We start from the raw sequence: 17,764 nt of genomic DNA on the forward strand, positions 1-17,764 counted from the left end.
ACCCCGATGACCCCCATCATGTCCAAACACGACGCCGCCGCCCACGTGGAGTCCGCCCGCATCCGCCAGGGACGCACCTGGGCAGAACTGGCCGATCACCTGGGCGCACCGCTGGTGTGGACCACCGCGGCCCTGCTGGGCCAACACCCGATGTCCGCCGAGCAGGCGCGGTCGGTGTGCACACTCCTCGGCCTGGACGAGGCCGTGGCGGAGAGCCTGGCCCTGCAACCGAACCGAGGGACTCCGCCGGAGGTGATGGCCGACCCGACGATCTACCGGTTCACCGAGGCGCTGTCGGTGTACGGTCCTGCGCTCAAGGCACTCATCCATGAAGAGTTCGGCGACGGGATCATGAGCGCGATCAACTTTACGGTGGACTTCGCGAGGCGCCCGGACCCCGACGGAGACCGCGTGGTGATCACCCTGGACGGGAAGTTCCTCGACTACCGCTGGTGACGGCCGGCGCCGGCCCGTTACCTCGCGAACCTGCCGGCAAACGCCCGCAGTGGCAGATCAGCACTGGTCACGACCCCGGCGGGCGCGGCGATGACCGACCTGATCGAGTTGAGCGCGGGCAGCCCGGTCACGGTCATGCCGATGGACGCGAAGTCCTCGGGATCGGAGAGGTCGACGCCGGGGGCGGGGAAGATCATGTGCTTGTTGTAGATCTGCGGATCGCCCCTGATCATCGTGATGTAGCACCCCTTGATGTCCCACTTGGGCTCGGTGAGTGGCGTCATCTGCCATTCGAGGTGGGTCTCGATCCGCGGCACCCCGTCGACCATCCCCAGGTACTTGATGTAGCTCCCGCCGAGGGACCCCTCGGGTAGCCGGTACCAGCCCAGGTCGACGTCCTCGGTGCAGGCGCCCAGTTCGCAGTCGAACACCACCTCGTCCAGCTCGAGGTCGAACGCGTCGGCCATCATGTACACCGAGTCCGCGAACACCTCGGTGTACTTGCGCAGCATCCCCGGCAGCGCGGGATCGTCGACGGGCCTGCCGTAGCCGACCTCCGTCCAGGTGTCGGCGGAGTGGTGACAGGACACGTCGACGGACTCGATCGTGGTGACGTTCTCGATGTCGGCCACGTCGGCCGAGGCGACCAGGCCGAGGATCTGGTTGAGGCCCGGGTTCATGCCGGTTCCGTAGAAGGTCGCCCCGCCGGCCTTCGCGGTCACGTCCAGGATCTCCCGCCACGACCGACCGGACGGGTGCGGATGGTTGAGATCGCGGTGGTGCCCGGTGATCCAGTCGGCGGTGGTGACGATGTTGATGCCGGCCTCGAGGACCTGCAGGTAGAGGTCCTCGTCGGGGAAGACGCCGTGGAACGTCACCACGTCCGGCCGGGCCGCGACGATCTCCTCGACGGTGCCGGTCGCGACCACCCCGACGGGCGCGATGCCGGCGAGTTCGCCCACGTCCCGGCCGACTTTCTCGGGCGTGTAGCAGTGGACGCCCACGAGTTCCAGATCCGGGTGGCTGCCGATCCGCCTGATCATCTCGCTGCCGACGTTGCCGGTGGCGACCTGGAACACGCGGGCGGGCTCACTGGTGCTGCTGGTCATCTGAGGTGTCACCTTTCGGGGAGTGGATGATCGGGATAGAACTGGGTAGCCCATGTCCGCAGAGCGGTGAACCCCTCGTATTCGCCGGGGGCGAGCGCGGCGGGGTCGGAGTACTTCTGGTGCCTCCAGATGGCGAGGTCGGCCTCGAACTGCTCGATCACGCCGCGGCCGTGCCTGGCCGCGCGCTCGGCGGACTCGGCGTCGCCCAGGTCCGGGCGCCGGCGGATCCAGACGGAGAACCGGACGTCACAGGTCTCGTCGTCGACCGGGGTGACGCAGGTCGCGGTGCGGTTGTCGACCATCCCGTGACTTCGGGTGACGGCCACTCCCAGCCCGCCGTTGATGGCCTCGACTCCGCTGTCGACCTCCTCGATCGACCCCGGTGAGCCCTCGAACGCGATGGTGAAGTCAACGTAGGAGACGGGCTGGTCGAAGTCCTGCCTGGTGAAGACCGGGATGATCGGCACCTTGTGGACGAACTCGAAGTGCGCGAAGTCGACCCCGTTCTCCAGGACGTACTGCGGATGGAGGTGGAGCCGCTCCTCGACGAGCGTGGTCCGCGGGTGGCACGGGTGGTAGTCCTCGGCGCGCGTGCCGTCGTCCCAGCTGGTGAAGACGTCGGGCACGTCGAAGTACGGCTCGCGGCCCTCGAGGTCGTGCCAGAGGTAGATCGACTCGTTCCGCTCGACCACCGGGTACGTCCTGATCTTGCGGCCGAGGTTCGGGCGGTCCGCGTAGGGGATGGCGGTGTTGCGCCCGTCCGGGTTCCACTGCCAGCCGTGGAAGGGGCACTGGATGGTCTCGTCGACCACGGTGCCGCCGTGGCCGAGATGGGCGCCGAGGTGTTTGCAGTACGCGTCCATGACGGTGGCCCGGCCGGATCGGCTCCGCCAGGTCACCAGGTCCTCCCCGAACGCGGTGACCCGATGGACGTGCCCGACCGGGACCTCGGCGGACCACGCCACCTGGAACCACCCGGTCGGCTTCATGGGGAGCGGGGGCTTGGGCATCGGCGGACTCCGTTCTCGGCTCGAACCGGCAGGAGGTGGCAACCGCCATCCACAAAAACAGAATGGCGATTCTGCGAAGGTAGCATCGAGCCGTGGAGGCCACAGGGATTACGACGACGACGACGAGGACCGGCGACCGTGAGGAGAAGCTCCACGGCTACCGCCGACAGATCCTCCGCGCCGCGGAGCGCGAGTTCGGCAAGGCCGGGTTCACCGCCACGCCGATGAACGCGATCGCGGCCACCGCCGGGTTGTCGCTGGCCACCGTGTACAAGTCCTTCTCCGGCAAGGCGGAGATCTGGGACGCCCTGCACCGCACGCGGATGGACGCCCTGCTGGAGGCGGTGCGCGAGGCCGACGCCGGGGAGCCGGGACTCGAGCGCCTGCTCACCGGACTGCGTCGGGTCTTCCTCTTCCTGGCGGCGCACCCCGCCTACCTCGAGATGAACCTCCGGGCCGGTGGGGGATGGGCGAGCAGCGTGGAGGGCGCCCACGGGATCCAGCGCACGGTGTGGAGCTCTGGCCTCGAGGTGATCGCCGCCGGGATGCAGGCCGCGGCGGACCGGGGGGAGCTCGCCGGCCTCGATCCGCGCATCGCCGCGGGGATGGCGATCTCCGCGCTCCAGGTGTGGTTGTCCGAGTGGGTGGCGTCGGAGCGCGCCGAGGATCCGGAGGTGCTCGTCGACGACATGACGCGGCGGCTGCGCCTGCTGTTGACCAGCTGCAGTGACGACTAGCTCGGGTACCTCTCGGCCGCCAGGGCGCTGAGTCGCCGCAGGAAGCGGCGGAACAGCGGTTCATCACCGGCCGGACCGCAGTGAGCGAGAGGTTGGTCGCCGCGTTGCCGTGCATCGCCAGGGTCCACGTGAGTCGGCAGCCGCCCTCGGTGGGCACGATGTCGTAGGCCTCGGCGAAGGCGTGGATCCCCTTGGTGGAGCTGGCGTTGAACCGGAATGCCATCCGGCGCTCCGGCTCCCACGCCAGGAACTCCTCCTCGCCGACCAGGCCGCCGAGCATGTGGACGGTGCGGGTGGTGCCCACGCCGTACGGGGGCTCGCTGGTCCAGACCACCTTGGTGATCACGCCCGCCCAGCGCGGCCACGAGTCGGCGTCGACGAAGATCTCGAACAGCTGTCGCGGCGTGGCGGGGATCGCCACGCTGTTGGTGAAGCGGAACCGGGCGGTGTCGGTGTACTCGACGTCCACCGGTTCACAGGGGTGCATGGTCGGCATCGCCCCTCCTCTCGTCTGACCCCTGGAGGTCCATGTCCCGAGGGTAGAACACGTTCTTGTCCCGTGGGTCGGTCAGGCGGGCCGAGCCCTCACAGAAACCGCTCAGGAGCCCCCGACTAGTCTGGGTCCAAACCGGCGCCGCGACAGGTCGGCGCGCCGCGAACCGCAGATGGACCCCATGCCAGAGCCCAGAACCGCCGCCGCCCGCTCCACGCTGGGCACCACAACCGCATTCCTGCGCAACTCATGGCGCACCCTCACCGCCATGCGCACGGCGTTGATCCTGTTGTTCCTGCTCGCCGTGGCGGCGATCCCGGGCGCGCTCCTGCCCCAGCGCAGCCTCAATGAGGGCAACGTCAACGACTACATCGCCGAGAACGGCTGGCTGGGCGAGTTCTACGACCGCCTGCAGCTGTTCGACGTGTTCTCCAGCTGGTGGTTCACCGCCATCTACGTCCTGCTGTTCATCTCGCTGATCGGCTGCCTCACCCCGCGCTGCTTCGAGTTGGTCCGGCAGCTGCGCACGCCCCCGCCGCTCACTCCCCGCAACCTCTCGCGCCTGCCCCATCACGCCGCGTACCGCACCACGGCCTCACCCGAGCAGGCCGCCGACCAAGTCAAGGCCCAGCTCAAGGGCTGGCGGGTTCGGCGGAACGACGGCGACGGCCGCGTCCCCGGCACCATCGAGCTCTCCTCCGAGCGCGGCTACACGCGCGAGGTGGGCAACATCGTCTTCCACTTCGCCCTGCTCGCCCTGCTGATCACCTTCGCGGCCGGCAAGTTCGTCTACGCCGAGGGCATGCGGGTGATCATCGCCAACGCCGAATCGCCGGCCTTCTGCAACACCACCCCCAGCGCGTATGACACGTTCCGCGCGGGACTCCTGGTCGACGGCACGGATCTCGAGCAGTTCTGCATCAAGATCGAGGACTTCCGCGCCGACTACCTGCCCAACGGCCAGGCCGAGATGTTCACCTCCAACGTGCGGTTCACCGAGGAGGTCGCGACCACCGATCCGCAGACGTGGGAGCCGTACGAGATGCGGGTCAACCACCCTCTGCGCGTCGGGTCGACCCGCGTCTACCTGCAGGGCCATGGCTTCGCGCCCACCTTCACCGTCACGTTCCCCAATGGCGAGACCCGCACGGACACTCAGCACTGGCAGCCCACCGAGCTGCAGACGTTCTTGTCGTCGGGCATCATGCGCTTCGACCCGCCGGCCGGCCTGTACCCGGACCTGATGGAGCGGCGCACGCAGCAGATCGCCGTGCAGGGCCTGTTCGCGCCCACGGCGTCGTTCGACGGCACCATTCTGAGCTCGCGCTTCCCGCGGATGGACGACCCGGCGGTGGCGATCGACGTCTACCAGGGCGACGCCGGGCTCGACACCGGCCGCCCGCAGTCAGTCTTCTCGCTGGAATCCGACCTCATCGAGACCGGCGCCCTCGAGCGGCAGGCGCGCGTCAACCTCTTCCCCGGCGAATCCACCACCCTCCCCGACGGCACCGAGGTCCGGTTCGACGGCGCCGACGAGTTCATCAACATCCAGGTCTCCGAGGACCCCACGCAGATCTGGGTGGGTGTCTCGGCCGCGGTGATGATGGCCGGACTGATCCTCAGCCTGATGGTGCGGCGCCGCCGCATCTGGGCGCGCGTGACCGTCGACGACGACGAGGTGACCCGTGTCGACCTGGGGGGCCTCGCCCGGACGGACCGGATGGGCTGGGGATCGGAGTTCGACGAGCTCCGGGACCGGCTCGTCGCAGCGGCGGCCGTCACACCTGTCTTGCCCGAGGAGCCCGACTCGGGACACACTGCAACCAGTCGCGGCACCGCCGGCGACGCTCCGCGGAAGGACGACACCCGGTGAACTCTCTGATACTCGCCCAGGGCCTGCCCATCGACGAGACGCTCTCGACGTACAGCGACCTGGCGTTCCGCACGTCGTTCGCCATCTATGTCCTGGCGCTGATCGCCTCGCTGATCTACTACGCCGGCTTCCGGGTGGAGAAGGTCTCGCCGAGGCAGCTCGCCGGCGCCGGCGGGCCGGGACTCACCGAGTCCACGTCTCTCACCGATACCGGCGACGAGGACCGCGCGTCCGCGGGCAACGTGCGCTGGGCGCGTATCGCGCAACTGTTCGTCACGATCGCCTTCGTGTTCAGTGCGTCCTCGCTGGTGCTCCGCGGTGTGGCGACCGACCGTTTCCCCTTGGGCAACATGTACGAGTTCATCCTGGCCACCACCGTTCTCGCGGTGGGCACGGGACTGGTGTTCCTGCGCAAGCCCGCGTTGCAGGTGGCGTGGCCGTTCGTCCTCGCCCCGGTGTTGCTGCTGCTGTTCTTCGGCGGGACCCATCTGTACTCCGAGGCCGCCCCGGTGGTGCCCGCACTGCGCTCGTACTGGCTACCGATCCACGTGACGATCATCTCGTTGGGCTCGGGCATCCTGCTCATTCCGGGCGTCGTGTCGATCATGTACCTGCTGCGCGTGTGGCAACCCCAGGGTCAGGAGAAGGGGTGGGCCACGCGACTGACCCGGCCGCTGCCCGCCGCCGAAACCCTGGACCGGTTGGCGTACCGCACCACGGTGATCGGCTTCCCGATCTACAGCGTGGGCATCCTGCTCGGGGCGGTCTGGGCGGAGAGCGCGTGGGGCCGCTTCTGGGGCTGGGATCCCAAGGAGACCGCGTCGTTCATCTCCTGGGTCCTCTACGCCGGGTACCTCCACGCCCGCGCGACCAGCGGCTGGGGCCCCAAGAAGGCGGCGTGGATCAACATCGCGGGTTTCGTGGTGTTGGCGTTCAACCTCTTCTTCATCAACATCGTGGTCTCGGGCCTGCACTCCTACGCCGGGCTGAACTAACCCCCACACTGCCCCGCCCTGCCCTGCCCCGCACCGCCCCGGCCTGCTGTGGTTGGTCGACATCACGCTGTGATTGCTTGACATCTCGCAGCTCCCCGCGCGGACTCTCGCGCATTCTGGCGACCAACTGGGCCGGCTGTCCTCGTGGCCGTGCTACTCGCTGCTCCGGGCGGCGGACCAGGTTTGTCCTCGACATCACCCGCGTGAGCTGGGGTGCCCTGCAACCCGGTTGCAGGGCACGGAGGTGGTCGCGCCTCTGAGCTGGGAGAGTGCGACGACGACGATGAGTTCCGGTCGCCACCGGGCATTCAACTGCTCGGTGGGCCGTCCGGGCCGGGGCTGGCGGAGGGGCTCATCTCGAGCATTCAGCTCGAGCGCCCTGACCGACCACGAGCCAGTCAGAGCTGCGCGAGCAGGTCCTTCCAGACGGGCTTCCAATACTCGATCGCCTCGGCCGAGTCGAGCTTGGTGTGCGTCAGCCCCACCGTGGACTTGCCGTTCTTCTTGTCGCTGAAGTTCAGGGCCACGCGCGTGCCGTCGGCCAGCGGGACCCGCCAGTAGCGCCACTTCTCGCTGCTCGAGGTGGCGGGGTGAGTCTCGACCTCTACGCCGCCGAATTCCTTCCGGTCTCCGGCGAGCTCCACCCATGCCTGAAGCGCCGCGTCCATGTCCCCGGTGACGGTCCGCGAGGTCGACAACTGGAAGTCGCCGGTGCACGACTGGCCCGGTACCCGCAGGCCGGCGTGCTGCTCGTAGGCGATGGCCGTGCCCTGGGCCCACCACTCGGCGCGCTCGACCGACTCCGGCATCATCCCCAGGGCTACCTTCGCGATCGCCGAATGCGCCATCTCCCGCGCGCCGGCCTGCTCGAGCATCTCGACCCACTCGTTCCACGACCGGCCGGTGGCCGAGGCGATAGCAGGGGTATTGGAGGGCTTCGTCATCCCCTCATGCTGCCCCAGCGGGGCGCGGGCGGTCGTCGGTTCCTCCCGGAACCGCTCCGAAAAGTGAGCTGCCCTCCGGTGCCCTGCACCCCCTCCGCAGGGCAGCCCAGGTCAAGCGGGGTTCCCGAGCGCGAGGTAAGACCACGACCAGAGCCAGGTACACGACCAGAACCGTGACCACGACGACGAGTTCCGCTGCCGCGCCACGATTTCATCCACCCGCTGGGCCGCCCGTGCAGGTGCCAGCGACCGCGGCTCCCAGCCACCTGCCAGCGAGCTGCCGGGGAATCGCCACGATCCCTCGGCATACTGTGCACGTGGACGCCACAGCGAGCAACGCCCCCGCCGCCCGGCCCGAGGCCCGGGTGCTGGTGGTCGACGACGAGGAGAACATCGTCGAGTTGCTGTCGGTCTCACTGCGGTTCCAGGGGTTCGAGGTCGAGACCGCCCGCACCGGCGCCGAGGCGATCGACAAGGCCCGCCGCTTCCGGCCCGACGCGGTGATCCTGGATGTGATGATGCCGGTCATGGACGGTTTCGACGCGGTCAAGCGGCTGCGCGCGGACGGCTGTGACGCGCCGGTGCTGTTCCTCACCGCGCGGGCCGCCGTGGCCGACCGGGTCGCTGGGCTCACCCTGGGGGCCGACGACTACGTGACCAAGCCGTTCAGCCTCGAGGAGGTGGTGGCACGGTTGCGCACGATCCTGCGTCGCGCGGGCACGCTGTCCGGGGCCGAGCGCAGCTCGCGGCTCACCTTCGCCGACCTGGAGCTGGACGAGGACAGTCACGAGGTTCGCAAGGCGGGCCGGGCCGTCGCGCTCTCGCCCACCGAGTTCACTCTCCTGCGATATCTGATGGTCAACTCCGGGACGGTGCTGTCCAAGGCGCGCATCCTCGACCACGTGTGGGACTACGACTTCGGCGGAGACGGCGGCGTGGTCGAGTCCTACGTGTCGTACCTGCGCAAGAAGATCGATACCGAGGAGCCGAGACTCATCCACACCATCCGCGGCGTCGGCTACGTGTTGCGCGAACCGCGCTGATGCCCAGTTCGCCGGGCTTGCCCGCCTCGTCGTCAACCGCGGCCGCCGCACCCACCACGCGGCGTCGCGCGGTCCCGCTGCGGGTGAGTCTGGTCCTGCTCGCGGTGGTCCTGACCGCGCTGGCGCTGGTGGTCTCGGGGGTCGCTGTCACCCGCGCTCTGGAGGCCTCGATGCTCGAGCGGACCGACGCCGCGCTGCACCAGGCCGAGCGCGGGTGGGCCCGCCCGATGGGCGACCTGCCCGCCGAGGCGCCGCCCCCGCCTCCCCGCGCGCCCGGTCCGGAGAGCCCGCCGAGCCGGTACTTCGTGCAGGTCCGGGATGCCGACGGCGCGATCGTCGTGGCGATCAACGACGAGGACTCCGCCCCCGACCTCGAGTCGCTGGACCCGGACACCCCCACGACGGTCCCGTCCACGGCGGACGGGTCGACCTCCTGGCGGGCGCTGCGGTTCGACGGCCCCGGAGGGGAGAGCGTGACGGTCGCGATCCCGCTGACCGAGAACCGGGCCGTGGTCCAGCGGCTGGTCTACCTGCAGGTGGGCATCGGGATCGCGGTCCTGGCGCTGCTCGCGCTGGCCGCCTACGCGACCGTGCGCCGAAGCCTGCGGCCGCTGCGGGAGGTGGAGCGGACGGCGGCGGCGATCGCGGGCGGGGACCTGTCCCGACGGGTGCCGGAGCGCGACCCGCGCACAGAGGTGGGGGCGCTGGCCGCCGCGGTCAACGCCATGCTCTCCCGCATCCAGACCTCGATGGCCGACGCCGCCGAGGCCGAGGACGCGGCCCGCCGCTCCGCCGAGGCGGCCCGCGACTCCGAGGCCACCGCGGTGCGGTCCGAGGCGGCAATGCGTCGGTTCGTCGCCGACGCCGGCCACGACCTCCGGACCCCCCTGACGACGATCCGCGGGTTCGCCGAGCTCCACCGGCAGGGCGCTTCGGGCGACACGGACAGGCTGATGCGGCGCATCGAGTCCGAGGCCGGGCGCATGGGCGTGATGGTGGAGGACCTGCTGACCCTGGCGCGGCTCGACGAGCAGCGGCCGCTGGCCCGCGAGCAGGTGGACCTGCTGGGTCTGGCCGCCGACGCGGTCCACGACGCGCGACTTCTCGCCCCGGGCCGGCGGATCGGGCTGGAGGTCATCGAGGGGCCCGGAACACCGGAGGTGCTGGGCGACGACACGAGGCTGCGTCAGGTCCTGGGCAACCTGGTCGACAACGCCCTGGCCCACACCCCGCCGGACGCCGACGTGACGGTGCGGGTGGGCACCCGCGGCAGCGACGCGGTGCTGGAGGTGGCCGATCGCGGACCGGGGATGACGCCCGAGCAGGCCACCCGCGCCTTCGAGCGCTTCTACCGCGCCGACACCTCCCGGACCAGCGCGACCGGGGGGAGCGGGCTCGGGCTGGCGATCGTGCGGTCGCTGGTGGAGGCGCACGGCGGGTCGGTCGGCGTGGAGACCGCCGCCGGCCGGGGTGCGACGTTCCGGGTGCTGTTGCCGCGGGTGCGGGCCTGAGGGACGACGACGAATGCGCTGACGGAATCTACCCGCGCGGCTGGATCGAGCAGAGAGCGGTGGCGCCGGCCGGGCAGCGTCCCGCCCTGTCGTGCCGGTCGGACCGGCCTCAGGACCACTGCTCCACAAAGGCGAGGGTGGCGGCGTCGGCGACCTCGGGGTCGGAGGCGGTGAGGAAGTGCTGGCCGCCCTCGACGATCTGCAGGGTGGCGGACAGTGAGCCGGTGAACCGGGCGATGCCGTCCGCGGCGTTGGCCACCGAGTACACCTGGTCGGCGGTGCCCTGCAGCCAGAGCACAGGGCAGTGCACGTCGCCCAGCCGTGCCTCCAGGCCGTCGCGGTCGCGGAGGTTGATGGAGCTGGTGCGTAGGCGACGCCGGCCCTCGTCGCCGCGATAGTTGGTGCGGTAGGTCTGGATCCAGAAGTCCCGCTCCGCGTCGGAGACGTTCTCTCCCAGGCCGGCACCGAGCACCGCCACCACGAAGTCGTCGTCCACCACCCAGTCCTCACCGACGGGCTCGGCGAGCGCCTCGATGGCGGGGCTGCAGAACTCGGACCCGTTCCAGCAGCCGCGTTCCATGCTGGCCGGGCTCTCGTAATCCATGGAGGTGCCGCAGATGACGATGCCCTCGACCGTGCCGGGATTGAGCAACGCCATGCGGGTGGCGATCCACCCGCCCTGCGAGGTTCCGAGGGCGAACGCCTTGGGGATCCCCAGGGCGTCGAGCACCTGCAGGTTCGCGATCGCACTGTCCCAGTAGGTGAAGTGCCGGTACCGGGCGCGGGACTCTCCGTGGCCGTAGGGCTCGATCGCCAGAAGGTTCATCCGCGAGGCGAGATCCGAATTGGCGAACTGCGGCCGGTACAGCTCGACCGAGGTGGTGAACGAGTTGATCATCACCAGCGTGGGCAGGGCGGGGTCGTACTGCCGGGCGAACCTGTAACCGATGGTCGACCCGCCCAGGTGGGGGATGTCGATGGTCTGCGTTGTCATGGCAAGGACTCTCTGGAGGGGAAGTGCGTGAGGGGGTACTCGAACCATAGGACTCTGGTGGCGCCACGGGAGCGGATCGGCGGGTCCCGTCCTTCGATCAGGCGCCGGACTCCACGGTGTGAGCCACGGTGGCCGGGGCGCTGGCCGCGGGCGTGCGCTCCTCGGGAGTCTGAACAGCGGACGGAACCGGCGCCGCGGTGGTGGTGGCGACGGTGGTGGCGACGACGGCGACCTTGGACAGCGGCGGCAGGTCAAAGGCCCAACCGGCGGTGCCCTCGGGCCGGAGCATCGCCCGCTGCGCCGAGTCGTCGAGCTGGAATGCGATCACTATCTCGTACTCGCGGTCCGGCGACAGGCGCGTGGTCGTCGAGACTGCAGACTGCTCGCAGTCCGAGCTGACGGTCCTGGCATCGCGGGTCGCCCCACTGGGCCGAAGCTCGGCGAAGTCCCCGGGGCTGAGGGACGACCAGCGGTCCGGGCCCGCCTCCGCCGAGGTGGTGATGCTCAGGGTGAGCGCCACCCCGCAGCCGGGAGTCCGCACGATGTCGTAGATTCTCGCCGAAGCCAACTCGACGCCGCTGCGGCCCATCACGGTGAACCACCGGCCGGGCGCGACGTTCTCCGGCCGCTGCTGTGCGTCCGCGCCAGCTGACTGCTCGGCGGGCTCGGATTGCGCGACCGGCGTGGTCGTCGCGGGTGCCGTCGTTGTCGTCGCCCCGGACTCCGACTTGTCGCCAGTCGCCCCCGGCTCCGAGTCGACCGCGGGCGCGTCGTCGGTGGACGGGGATGACGGGACCGATGACTTGTCGCTGGACGGCTCGACGCCCTCTGGGTCGGCATCCTCGGACTGCAGGGCGGTCGGGGCATCGGCCTGAACAGCCATCATCCGATTCGACTGGGCCGAGAGGACGGGCCACTCGCCGGGGGTCGGACGGGTGGGGGCCGCCGTGGCAGCCCGGTCGACCCCACACTCGGCGTGAGCGAGGATCAGGGTGAGGTTCCAGCGCTCGGCGCCGCCCGTGCCGGTGGCATTGACGCGCAGCCGCAGCTGGGACAGGGCGTATCCGGGACCCTCCTTCCTCACGTGCTGGAGGGTGGCGACGTAGTCGTAGCTGCCCCAGCTCCGGTACCCCGTCTGCTCCGAGTTCGGACCGGGCATCGCCACGCGGACCTCCTGCTCGAAGAGACCGTTCCGCCCCAGGATCACCGGCCCGTCCGAGCTCAGGGTCGCCGCCCCGGCGGTGGGGGAGCAGGCCGCGGTCGCGCGAATCGGGTTCCTGCCCGAGTAGCTGACCAGGTCCGCCCCCAGGATGCTGGCCGTCCGCACGTCCAGAGATCGGGTCTCGGAGACCGCGCCGGCGGTGGCGGCGGCCACGCCGGTGGGGTTCCCGTTCTCGCACCGCGACTGCGCATCGAGCGTCGAGCACGAGAATCCCACGGTGGTCAGGGGGAGCAGGAAAGTGGGAAAGGAGCCGGTGCTGCTGTGCGTCGCCGGACCGACGACCTGGCGGGACGTGTCGGGGCTCTGGCGGAAGGCGGTGACGGCGCCGACGTCGCTGTCCCGGACCGCTCGTTCCATCTGGCCGAAGGTCGACATCGCGCGGGCGAAGCGCGTGTTCTGGTGCGGATTGGCGGCCCCGAACTCGGCCGCGCCCACTGCGCTGTCGGACCACGTCGCCTCGGTGGGCCGGATATGCCCAGCAGGATCTCGGGCTCGCCACCAGCGCCTGGATCGGCTCGATGGTCGTGGCCGCCTACACGATGGCCGGCGGCATGCTCGCGGCCGTGTGGACCGACCTCGTCCAGGGCGTGCTCATGGTGGTCATGTCCGTGGGGCTGTTCATCTTCGCCGTCCAGGTGGCCGGTGGCTGGCTCCCCATGCTCGACACCATCTCCACCACGAGCGCGGAGCTGCTCTCGATCGACGGCGTGCAGGCCCCCACCTACATCTTCGCGTTTGGACTCCTGATCTTCGTGGGTGCGGTGGGCCAGCCGCAGCTGCTCACCAAGTTCCTCATGCTCCGTGACATGACGCAGCTCAAGTGGGGTGCAGCCGTTGCAGGTATCGCCTACGCCATCACCACCCTGTTCTCGGTGGGCATCGGCCTGTCCACCCGCTCCATGACCATCACCGGCGACGCCCCGGAGCTCGAGAACATCGACGACACCGCCATCTGGTTCCTCGACTCGGTGACCAATCCGATCGTCGGCGGCATCGCGCTGACCGGCCTGCTCGCGGCCATCATGTCCTCGGCCTCGAGCTTCATCACCATCGGCGCCTCGTCGATGATGCGTGACCTGCCCGGCGCCTTTGGCATCAAGGTGGTCCGGGAACTGCTGTGGAGCCGGATCGCGAGCCTGACCCTGGTGGTCCTGTCGGTCCTGCTGACCCTGTTCCTCTCGCAGGTGGTGTTCCTGCTCGGCGCGCTCGGCTGGGCCGCGTTCGCCGCAGCGATCGTGGGTCCGGTGGTCATGTCCATCTACTGGCACCGCGCCACGGCCACCGCCGCGACGGTCACGGTGGCGTTCGCGATCCTCGGCAACATGATCATCACCTCGCTGGCCGCGCGGGAGATCATCTCCGTCCCGGCATTCATGCAGGTCGGCGGCATCTCACTGCTCGTGTCGATCCTGCTGTTCTACGTGGTCTCGCTGATGACCTCCAACCGTCACCCCGACGCCACCCTGGAATACCTGTACAGCGGCCGGAGGGCTGGGAGCGATCCGCAGCTCAGCGGCGCGGCTGCCACCCCGACCGCCGCGTCCACCACGACCGCGGCGTCGGCCCCGACCGCCACGTCCACCGAAAGGAACGACCATGTCTGATCACGCCTCTGATCCCGCCTCGGATCCCACCGCACGCGGCCGCGCACTCGACGGCGGTCTCGACAGTGCACTGGACCCCGCGGACGCTCCGGAGCCCGACCACAAGCGCGCGGGCATCCTGATCCACGCGTTCGTGGCAGTGGCCGCCTTCGCGCTGCTCGGGATGTTCACCGACACGTGGCAGATGGTGTTCATCGCCGTGCCGCTCTTCGCCGTGATCATGATGCTCCTCGGCTCCCTGCACTCCGACGGCTCGTGGGAGAGGGTGTCGACCATCGCGATCGTCGCCTACTGCTCGGGGCTGGGCGTGCTGGTGCTGTGGTCGATCCTCACCGCATCCGGGGACGCCGTGCTCTGGGGCCTGCCGATGTCGATGGGAGTGATCTTCTATCTTCTCTGGCCCTATACCGCAGTGGGCGCGGGCCTGCTCTACGCGCTGGTCTTCGACCGCACGATCGACGAGAAGAGGCTGGCGGCCGCGGCCTGAGCGCCGCCGCCACTTGGTGTGGTCGCTCCGCGGATGTGCCGGGAGCGCTTCCGTCGCCGAGCCGGGCGGACGACGATGGGGGCACGCGGCGAAGGGAGCGACATGGACGTCGAGGGCACCGGGGAACCCCGCGAGGACCTGGCCGTGGAGCGCGACGAGACCGAGGCTCAGCGGATCGACCGCAACTGGATCGAGCTGCTCCAGGAGCTGCGCATCGTCCAGACCGGCGGCCAGGTCCTCACCGGCTTCCTGCTGGTGGTGCCGTTCCAGGACCGGTTCGCGGACATCGGGGGCGGCGGTCGCGCCCTCTACCTGGTGGTCCTGTCGCTCGCCCTCGCCTCGACGGTCGTCCTGCTGGCCCCGGTGATGATCCACCGCGCGGTGTTCCGCTCCCACCGTAAGGACCGGGTGCTGCGACTGTCCGCGACGCTGGCCCGCGTGGGCCTGGTCATGTTGTCGATCGCGTTGGTGGGGCTGGCCGCGCTGGTGTTCTCGCTGGTGCTCGGGACGCTGCCGGGGTTCGCGGCCGGGGCGGCGATGGCGGTTCTCGTGGCGGTCATGCTCTTCGTGGTGCCCGCCCGGGTCCGCCATCGCGCTGCGACCAACCCGTACGTCGCCGACTGAGCTGCGGGTGTGTCCGGAATGACACGGCGCCTGCCCCTCCTGGTGGGACAATGGGTTCCGTTCCGTTCCGGCCCGCGACAGCGCAGGGGGAGGTGGCCGTTCCCGATGGCGTCGATGGAGATCTACTCCGGTTCCGTTGCCCGGCAGCAGAACGCTGCCGCCGAGCAGGCCCGCACCCGACTGGACGCAGGTCTGCGGGAATGGTCAGGCCAACGTGCCGCCCTCACCGCCGATGACCTCGGTCGCAATCCGCTGCGCCGGGTGCCGCGAGGCTGGCCGGAGGCGACGGCCACCCGGGTGGAGGTGGCGGCGAGAGAGGCCTGCGTGATCGACGAGCAGGGTGCGCAGACCGAGGCATCCCGACTGTTGTGGTCGGCCACGGCCAAGCTCGTCGGCGCCGGGGTGGCGCTGGCGGTCCCGTTGTCGATCGTGATCGCGCTGGTGATGGGGTCATGAGGGCGCTCGGGGGTCGCGCTACCGGGCGGTGGACGCCGTGCTGAGGCTCCTCGTCCCCGTGGTCATAGGCCTGCTTTTCCTGGCGGTGATCGCGGGCTGGTTCTGGTACACCACGTGGCTGGTGCGGTCGGCGATCGACGAGCTCGCCCATCGCCGCAGACTCCTGGCCGGGGTGGATCCGCTACAGGTGACGGCCAAGAAGGCGACCGCGTCGGTCGAAGCGGCCCACGACGCGGCGCACAGGGCGCTCTCACTGACAGTCGAGTCCTGGTACGACCTGCGGGAGAGCCGGGCGGTGGGGACGGCACTGGTCGAGAGGTTTCCGAAGATCGAGGAGCGGGCGGCGCGGGACCCGGAATTCCTGGACGTGCTCGAGGATGCCGACGCGCTGCTCAACGATCCCCGGCCGGGATCGGAGGCGATCGACGATTTTCTAGTGCGCACCGCCCGGATGGATGAGCTGAACCTGCGGCTCAGGCACCTGGTTCACCAGTACGACGCCGCCGGGAAGCGCGGGTTCGGACGATTCTTCCGGTAGCCGGGCCGGGGTGACAGCGGCATGGTCGAAGGGCTGGGCCTCGACGGGATCGTCTATTCCAACGAGTCGAGGTGGAATGGGCCGGATCAAGGCCTGCGTCGGTCGTCCGACTTTTGGCGATTCGGAGGCCTTGCGGAGCAACGGAAGGGATTATTGACGATGATCCGCAGTGGCCCGATCGGGTCCACTAGCAAAGCGCGCAGGACCCTTGCGACTGCCGCACAGGCCCTGAAAGGACTGCCATGGTTCTGCCGCTTATTCCACTTGCAATTATCGGAGTCGGTGCTGTCAGCGGCGTAGGAGGCACCGCCCTCGGATTCAAGGGCGGATTCGACATCAAGAAGGCGAACAAGTCAGTCCGCCAGGCGGTCGAGCAGTACGAGGCGGAACGCTCTGTGATGGAGGAGCTCGAGACTAAGACCAACGCAGCGGTGTTAGAGCTCGGTGAACGGCAGGAGCGAGCTATCAGGCTGGTCGTGGAGCGGTTTGCCGAATTTCTACGACGGAATGAGAAGCAGGTCTCAGAGAGCGAGAAGCTCCTCCTTGACGGATTGGAGGCGTCCAGCGGAAGGGTGGCGATCGGCCGGGATCTCGATCAAGACTCTATGGCCTGGATCGGGGGAATGTTTAGCTCTGCGGCAGTGGGTATGGCCATCAACTCGGGGGTCCCGGCTGCTGTCACCGCCCTTGCAAGCGCGAGTACGGGAACAGCGATTTCGACGCTTTCCGGAGTCGCCGCGAGTAACGCGACGCTCGCCGCGCTCGGCGGGGGGAGCCTCGCAGCCGGCGGTGGCGGAATGGCGGCCGGGGCGCTCGCGCTCAATTTTGTCACCATCGGACCAGCAATCCTTGTGAGCGGGTTCATGGTGGCTGGGCAAGGAACAAAGGCGAAGTCGAAGGCGCGGGTCAACCAAGCCGAGGTTGCTGAGGCGATCGCCAAAATGAAACGGACTAGAGTCGAGTTCGATGCGATCGTCTCAAGGTCTGTCGAGATGAGGTCCATTCTCGATGACCTGGTCGATCGAGCTGTGTCTGCTCTGGATGCGCTAGAGGAGCAGCAGTTCGATCCCGAGCTACATGCGGGTCCGTTCCAGTTGGCGTTGGTGACGACTCTCGCCGTTCGTGACGTAGCGTCGGCAGGTCTCGTTGATGAGGATGGCCAACTGAGTGAGGGAACGGCCGCTTTCGTGGTGAAGCATAAGGCGTGGGTGAAGGAGCCAGAATCGTGAATCCGGCAGCAGGTAACAATAAGGTCGCGCACAATCTCGCGGGGGCGATAGGTCCCCTTGAGGCGTTAAACGCTCTCGGCGAGATCGTGCAGGTGGCACGCGAGTATGGCCAACTCGCCCAGACGGAGCGGACAAGGCGGGCTGCGATTGCCGCTGCGGAGAGTGTGCAGGTTGCTCGCATCGAGGCGGCCGAGGCCACCCTGAAGATGTATTTCGATCGCGTCTTTGCCGAGCGCCGCCAGTCCAGTGACGCGATGTTCGTTCGCCTCGATCAGGCCATGGAGGCTGGCGATCCGCAGATGGTGCATGCAGTAGTGCGCGGAATCGTTGAACTGGCTCAGTCTTCGCCCTTGGCAGGTCTCGATGACTTCGGCAAGTTCTGGGCGGAATATGGCACGCCCGACAACCCCATCGAACTCTGAATCAGTGCCTGCCCACC

18 protein-coding genes and 1 pseudogene are annotated in these 17,764 nt (G+C 69.1%); 13 read left to right on the plus strand and 6 right to left on the minus strand.

Annotation, left to right across the window (positions count from 1 at the left end; all coding sequences use genetic code 11):
* Positions 1 to 6 precede the first annotated feature (6 nt).
* Positions 7 to 456: a cyanase gene (gene cynS / locus ABD250_RS01895; protein WP_182659017.1), complete on the plus strand. Its 450-nt coding sequence runs from the start codon at positions 7 to 9 to the stop codon at positions 454 to 456.
* 17 nt (positions 457 to 473) lie between these two features.
* On the opposite strand, the gene ABD250_RS01900 is transcribed toward cynS, so the two are convergent.
* Positions 474 to 1,565 (minus strand): NAD(P)H-dependent amine dehydrogenase family protein, encoded by a 1,092-nt coding sequence (locus ABD250_RS01900; protein WP_182659016.1) that lies wholly within the window; start codon positions 1,563 to 1,565, stop codon positions 474 to 476.
* An 8-nt stretch (positions 1,566 to 1,573) separates the two neighbouring features.
* Entirely contained in the window at positions 1,574 to 2,575 is a 1,002-nt protein-coding gene (locus tag ABD250_RS01905; RefSeq protein ID WP_182659015.1) for a 3-ketosteroid-9-alpha-monooxygenase, oxygenase component, read from the minus strand.
* Between the two features lie 92 nt (positions 2,576 to 2,667).
* Between ABD250_RS01905 and ABD250_RS01910 the strand changes: the two genes are divergently transcribed.
* A complete protein-coding gene (locus ABD250_RS01910; protein ID WP_182659014.1) occupies positions 2,668 to 3,312 on the plus strand; it encodes a TetR family transcriptional regulator in 645 nt (214 codons plus the stop codon).
* A gap of 115 nt (positions 3,313 to 3,427) precedes the next feature.
* Here the strand turns inward: ABD250_RS01910 and ABD250_RS01915 are convergent.
* Positions 3,428 to 3,808, minus strand: a pseudogene (locus ABD250_RS01915) (SRPBCC family protein); the annotation flags it as partial.
* Positions 3,809 to 3,986: 178 nt separating this feature from the next.
* Between ABD250_RS01915 and resB the strand changes: the two are divergent.
* Complete coding sequence (gene resB / locus ABD250_RS01920) at positions 3,987 to 5,678, plus strand: cytochrome c biogenesis protein ResB (protein WP_182659013.1); 1,692 nt, start codon at positions 3,987 to 3,989, stop codon at positions 5,676 to 5,678.
* A complete protein-coding gene (gene ccsB / locus ABD250_RS01925; RefSeq protein ID WP_017835842.1) occupies positions 5,675 to 6,673 on the plus strand; it encodes a c-type cytochrome biogenesis protein CcsB in 999 nt (332 codons plus the stop codon). Before resB ends, ccsB begins: the two co-directional genes overlap by 4 nt.
* 398 nt (positions 6,674 to 7,071) lie before the next feature.
* On the opposite strand, the gene ABD250_RS01930 is transcribed toward ccsB, so the two are convergent.
* Positions 7,072 to 7,617 (minus strand): hypothetical protein, encoded by a 546-nt coding sequence (locus ABD250_RS01930; protein ID WP_182659012.1) that lies wholly within the window; start codon positions 7,615 to 7,617, stop codon positions 7,072 to 7,074.
* Positions 7,618 to 7,928: 311 nt separating this feature from the next.
* Here ABD250_RS01930 and ABD250_RS01935 point away from each other — a divergent pair, with 311 nt between their 5' ends.
* Both ABD250_RS01935 and ABD250_RS01940 read left to right on the plus strand, forming a co-directional pair.
* Positions 7,929 to 8,660: a response regulator transcription factor gene (locus ABD250_RS01935; protein WP_422110535.1), complete on the plus strand. Its 732-nt coding sequence runs from the start codon at positions 7,929 to 7,931 to the stop codon at positions 8,658 to 8,660.
* On the plus strand, positions 8,660 to 10,171 hold the full coding sequence (locus ABD250_RS01940; RefSeq protein WP_344390265.1) for a sensor histidine kinase: 1,512 nt from the start codon (positions 8,660 to 8,662) through the stop codon (positions 10,169 to 10,171). The genes ABD250_RS01935 and ABD250_RS01940 overlap by 1 nt, the downstream gene beginning before the upstream one ends.
* A 109-nt stretch (positions 10,172 to 10,280) precedes the next feature.
* Here the strand turns inward: ABD250_RS01940 and ABD250_RS01945 are convergent, their stop codons facing one another.
* Positions 10,281 to 11,165 (minus strand): alpha/beta fold hydrolase, encoded by an 885-nt coding sequence (locus ABD250_RS01945; RefSeq protein ID WP_182659134.1) that lies wholly within the window; start codon positions 11,163 to 11,165, stop codon positions 10,281 to 10,283.
* A gap of 97 nt (positions 11,166 to 11,262) precedes the next feature.
* Complete coding sequence (locus tag ABD250_RS01950) at positions 11,263 to 12,822, minus strand: hypothetical protein (protein WP_182659135.1); 1,560 nt, start codon at positions 12,820 to 12,822, stop codon at positions 11,263 to 11,265.
* On the opposite strand from ABD250_RS01950, the gene ABD250_RS01955 reads away from it, so the two are divergent.
* The 7 genes from ABD250_RS01955 (at position 12,822) to ABD250_RS01985 (ending at position 17,747) form a co-directional block, all read left to right on the plus strand.
* Positions 12,822 to 13,991 carry a sodium:solute symporter family transporter gene (locus ABD250_RS01955; protein WP_277817606.1) on the plus strand — a complete coding sequence of 390 codons (1,170 nt, stop codon included), beginning with the start codon at positions 12,822 to 12,824 and terminating at the stop codon, positions 13,989 to 13,991. The two genes, ABD250_RS01950 and ABD250_RS01955, sit on opposite strands and share 1 nt — an antisense overlap.
* On the plus strand, positions 13,984 to 14,478 hold the full coding sequence (locus ABD250_RS01960; protein ID WP_241730751.1) for a hypothetical protein: 495 nt from the start codon (positions 13,984 to 13,986) through the stop codon (positions 14,476 to 14,478). Before ABD250_RS01955 ends, ABD250_RS01960 begins: the two co-directional genes overlap by 8 nt.
* A 102-nt stretch (positions 14,479 to 14,580) precedes the next feature.
* A complete protein-coding gene (locus ABD250_RS01965) occupies positions 14,581 to 15,102 on the plus strand; it encodes a DUF6328 family protein (RefSeq protein ID WP_182659136.1) in 522 nt (173 codons plus the stop codon).
* Positions 15,103 to 15,207: 105 nt separating this feature from the next.
* On the plus strand, positions 15,208 to 15,558 hold the full coding sequence (locus ABD250_RS01970; RefSeq protein ID WP_182659137.1) for a hypothetical protein: 351 nt from the start codon (positions 15,208 to 15,210) through the stop codon (positions 15,556 to 15,558).
* 37 nt (positions 15,559 to 15,595) lie between these two features.
* On the plus strand, positions 15,596 to 16,096 hold the full coding sequence (locus tag ABD250_RS01975; RefSeq protein ID WP_182659138.1) for a hypothetical protein: 501 nt from the start codon (positions 15,596 to 15,598) through the stop codon (positions 16,094 to 16,096).
* A 242-nt stretch (positions 16,097 to 16,338) separates the two neighbouring features.
* Positions 16,339 to 17,325, plus strand: a complete 987-nt coding sequence (locus ABD250_RS01980; RefSeq protein ID WP_182659139.1) for a hypothetical protein — start codon at positions 16,339 to 16,341, stop codon at positions 17,323 to 17,325.
* Complete coding sequence (locus tag ABD250_RS01985; protein WP_194307027.1) at positions 17,322 to 17,747, plus strand: hypothetical protein; 426 nt, start codon at positions 17,322 to 17,324, stop codon at positions 17,745 to 17,747. Before ABD250_RS01980 ends, ABD250_RS01985 begins: the two co-directional genes overlap by 4 nt.
* The last annotated feature ends 17 nt before the right edge of the window (positions 17,748 to 17,764 follow it).

It is taken from the genome of Dietzia cercidiphylli, from assembly GCF_039531545.1.
Lineage (GTDB): Bacteria > Actinomycetota > Actinomycetes > Mycobacteriales > Mycobacteriaceae > Dietzia > Dietzia natronolimnaea.

Coding starts and splice junctions, on each gene's coding strand:
- cynS (WP_182659017.1), top strand. CDS start 7: ATGACCCCCATCATGTCCAAACACGACGCCGCCGCCCACGTGGAGTCC.
- ABD250_RS01900 (WP_182659016.1), bottom strand. CDS start 1,565: ATGACCAGCAGCACCAGTGAGCCCGCCCGCGTGTTCCAGGTCGCCACC.
- ABD250_RS01905 (WP_182659015.1), bottom strand. CDS start 2,575: ATGCCCAAGCCCCCGCTCCCCATGAAGCCGACCGGGTGGTTCCAGGTG.
- resB (WP_182659013.1), top strand. CDS start 3,987: ATGCCAGAGCCCAGAACCGCCGCCGCCCGCTCCACGCTGGGCACCACA.
- ABD250_RS01930 (WP_182659012.1), bottom strand. CDS start 7,617: ATGACGAAGCCCTCCAATACCCCTGCTATCGCCTCGGCCACCGGCCGG.
- ABD250_RS01940 (WP_344390265.1), top strand. CDS start 8,660: ATGCCCAGTTCGCCGGGCTTGCCCGCCTCGTCGTCAACCGCGGCCGCC.
- ABD250_RS01945 (WP_182659134.1), bottom strand. CDS start 11,165: ATGACAACGCAGACCATCGACATCCCCCACCTGGGCGGGTCGACCATC.
- ABD250_RS01960 (WP_241730751.1), top strand. CDS start 13,984: ATGTCTGATCACGCCTCTGATCCCGCCTCGGATCCCACCGCACGCGGC.
- ABD250_RS01965 (WP_182659136.1), top strand. CDS start 14,581: ATGGACGTCGAGGGCACCGGGGAACCCCGCGAGGACCTGGCCGTGGAG.
- ABD250_RS01970 (WP_182659137.1), top strand. CDS start 15,208: ATGGCGTCGATGGAGATCTACTCCGGTTCCGTTGCCCGGCAGCAGAAC.
- ABD250_RS01980 (WP_182659139.1), top strand. CDS start 16,339: ATGGTTCTGCCGCTTATTCCACTTGCAATTATCGGAGTCGGTGCTGTC.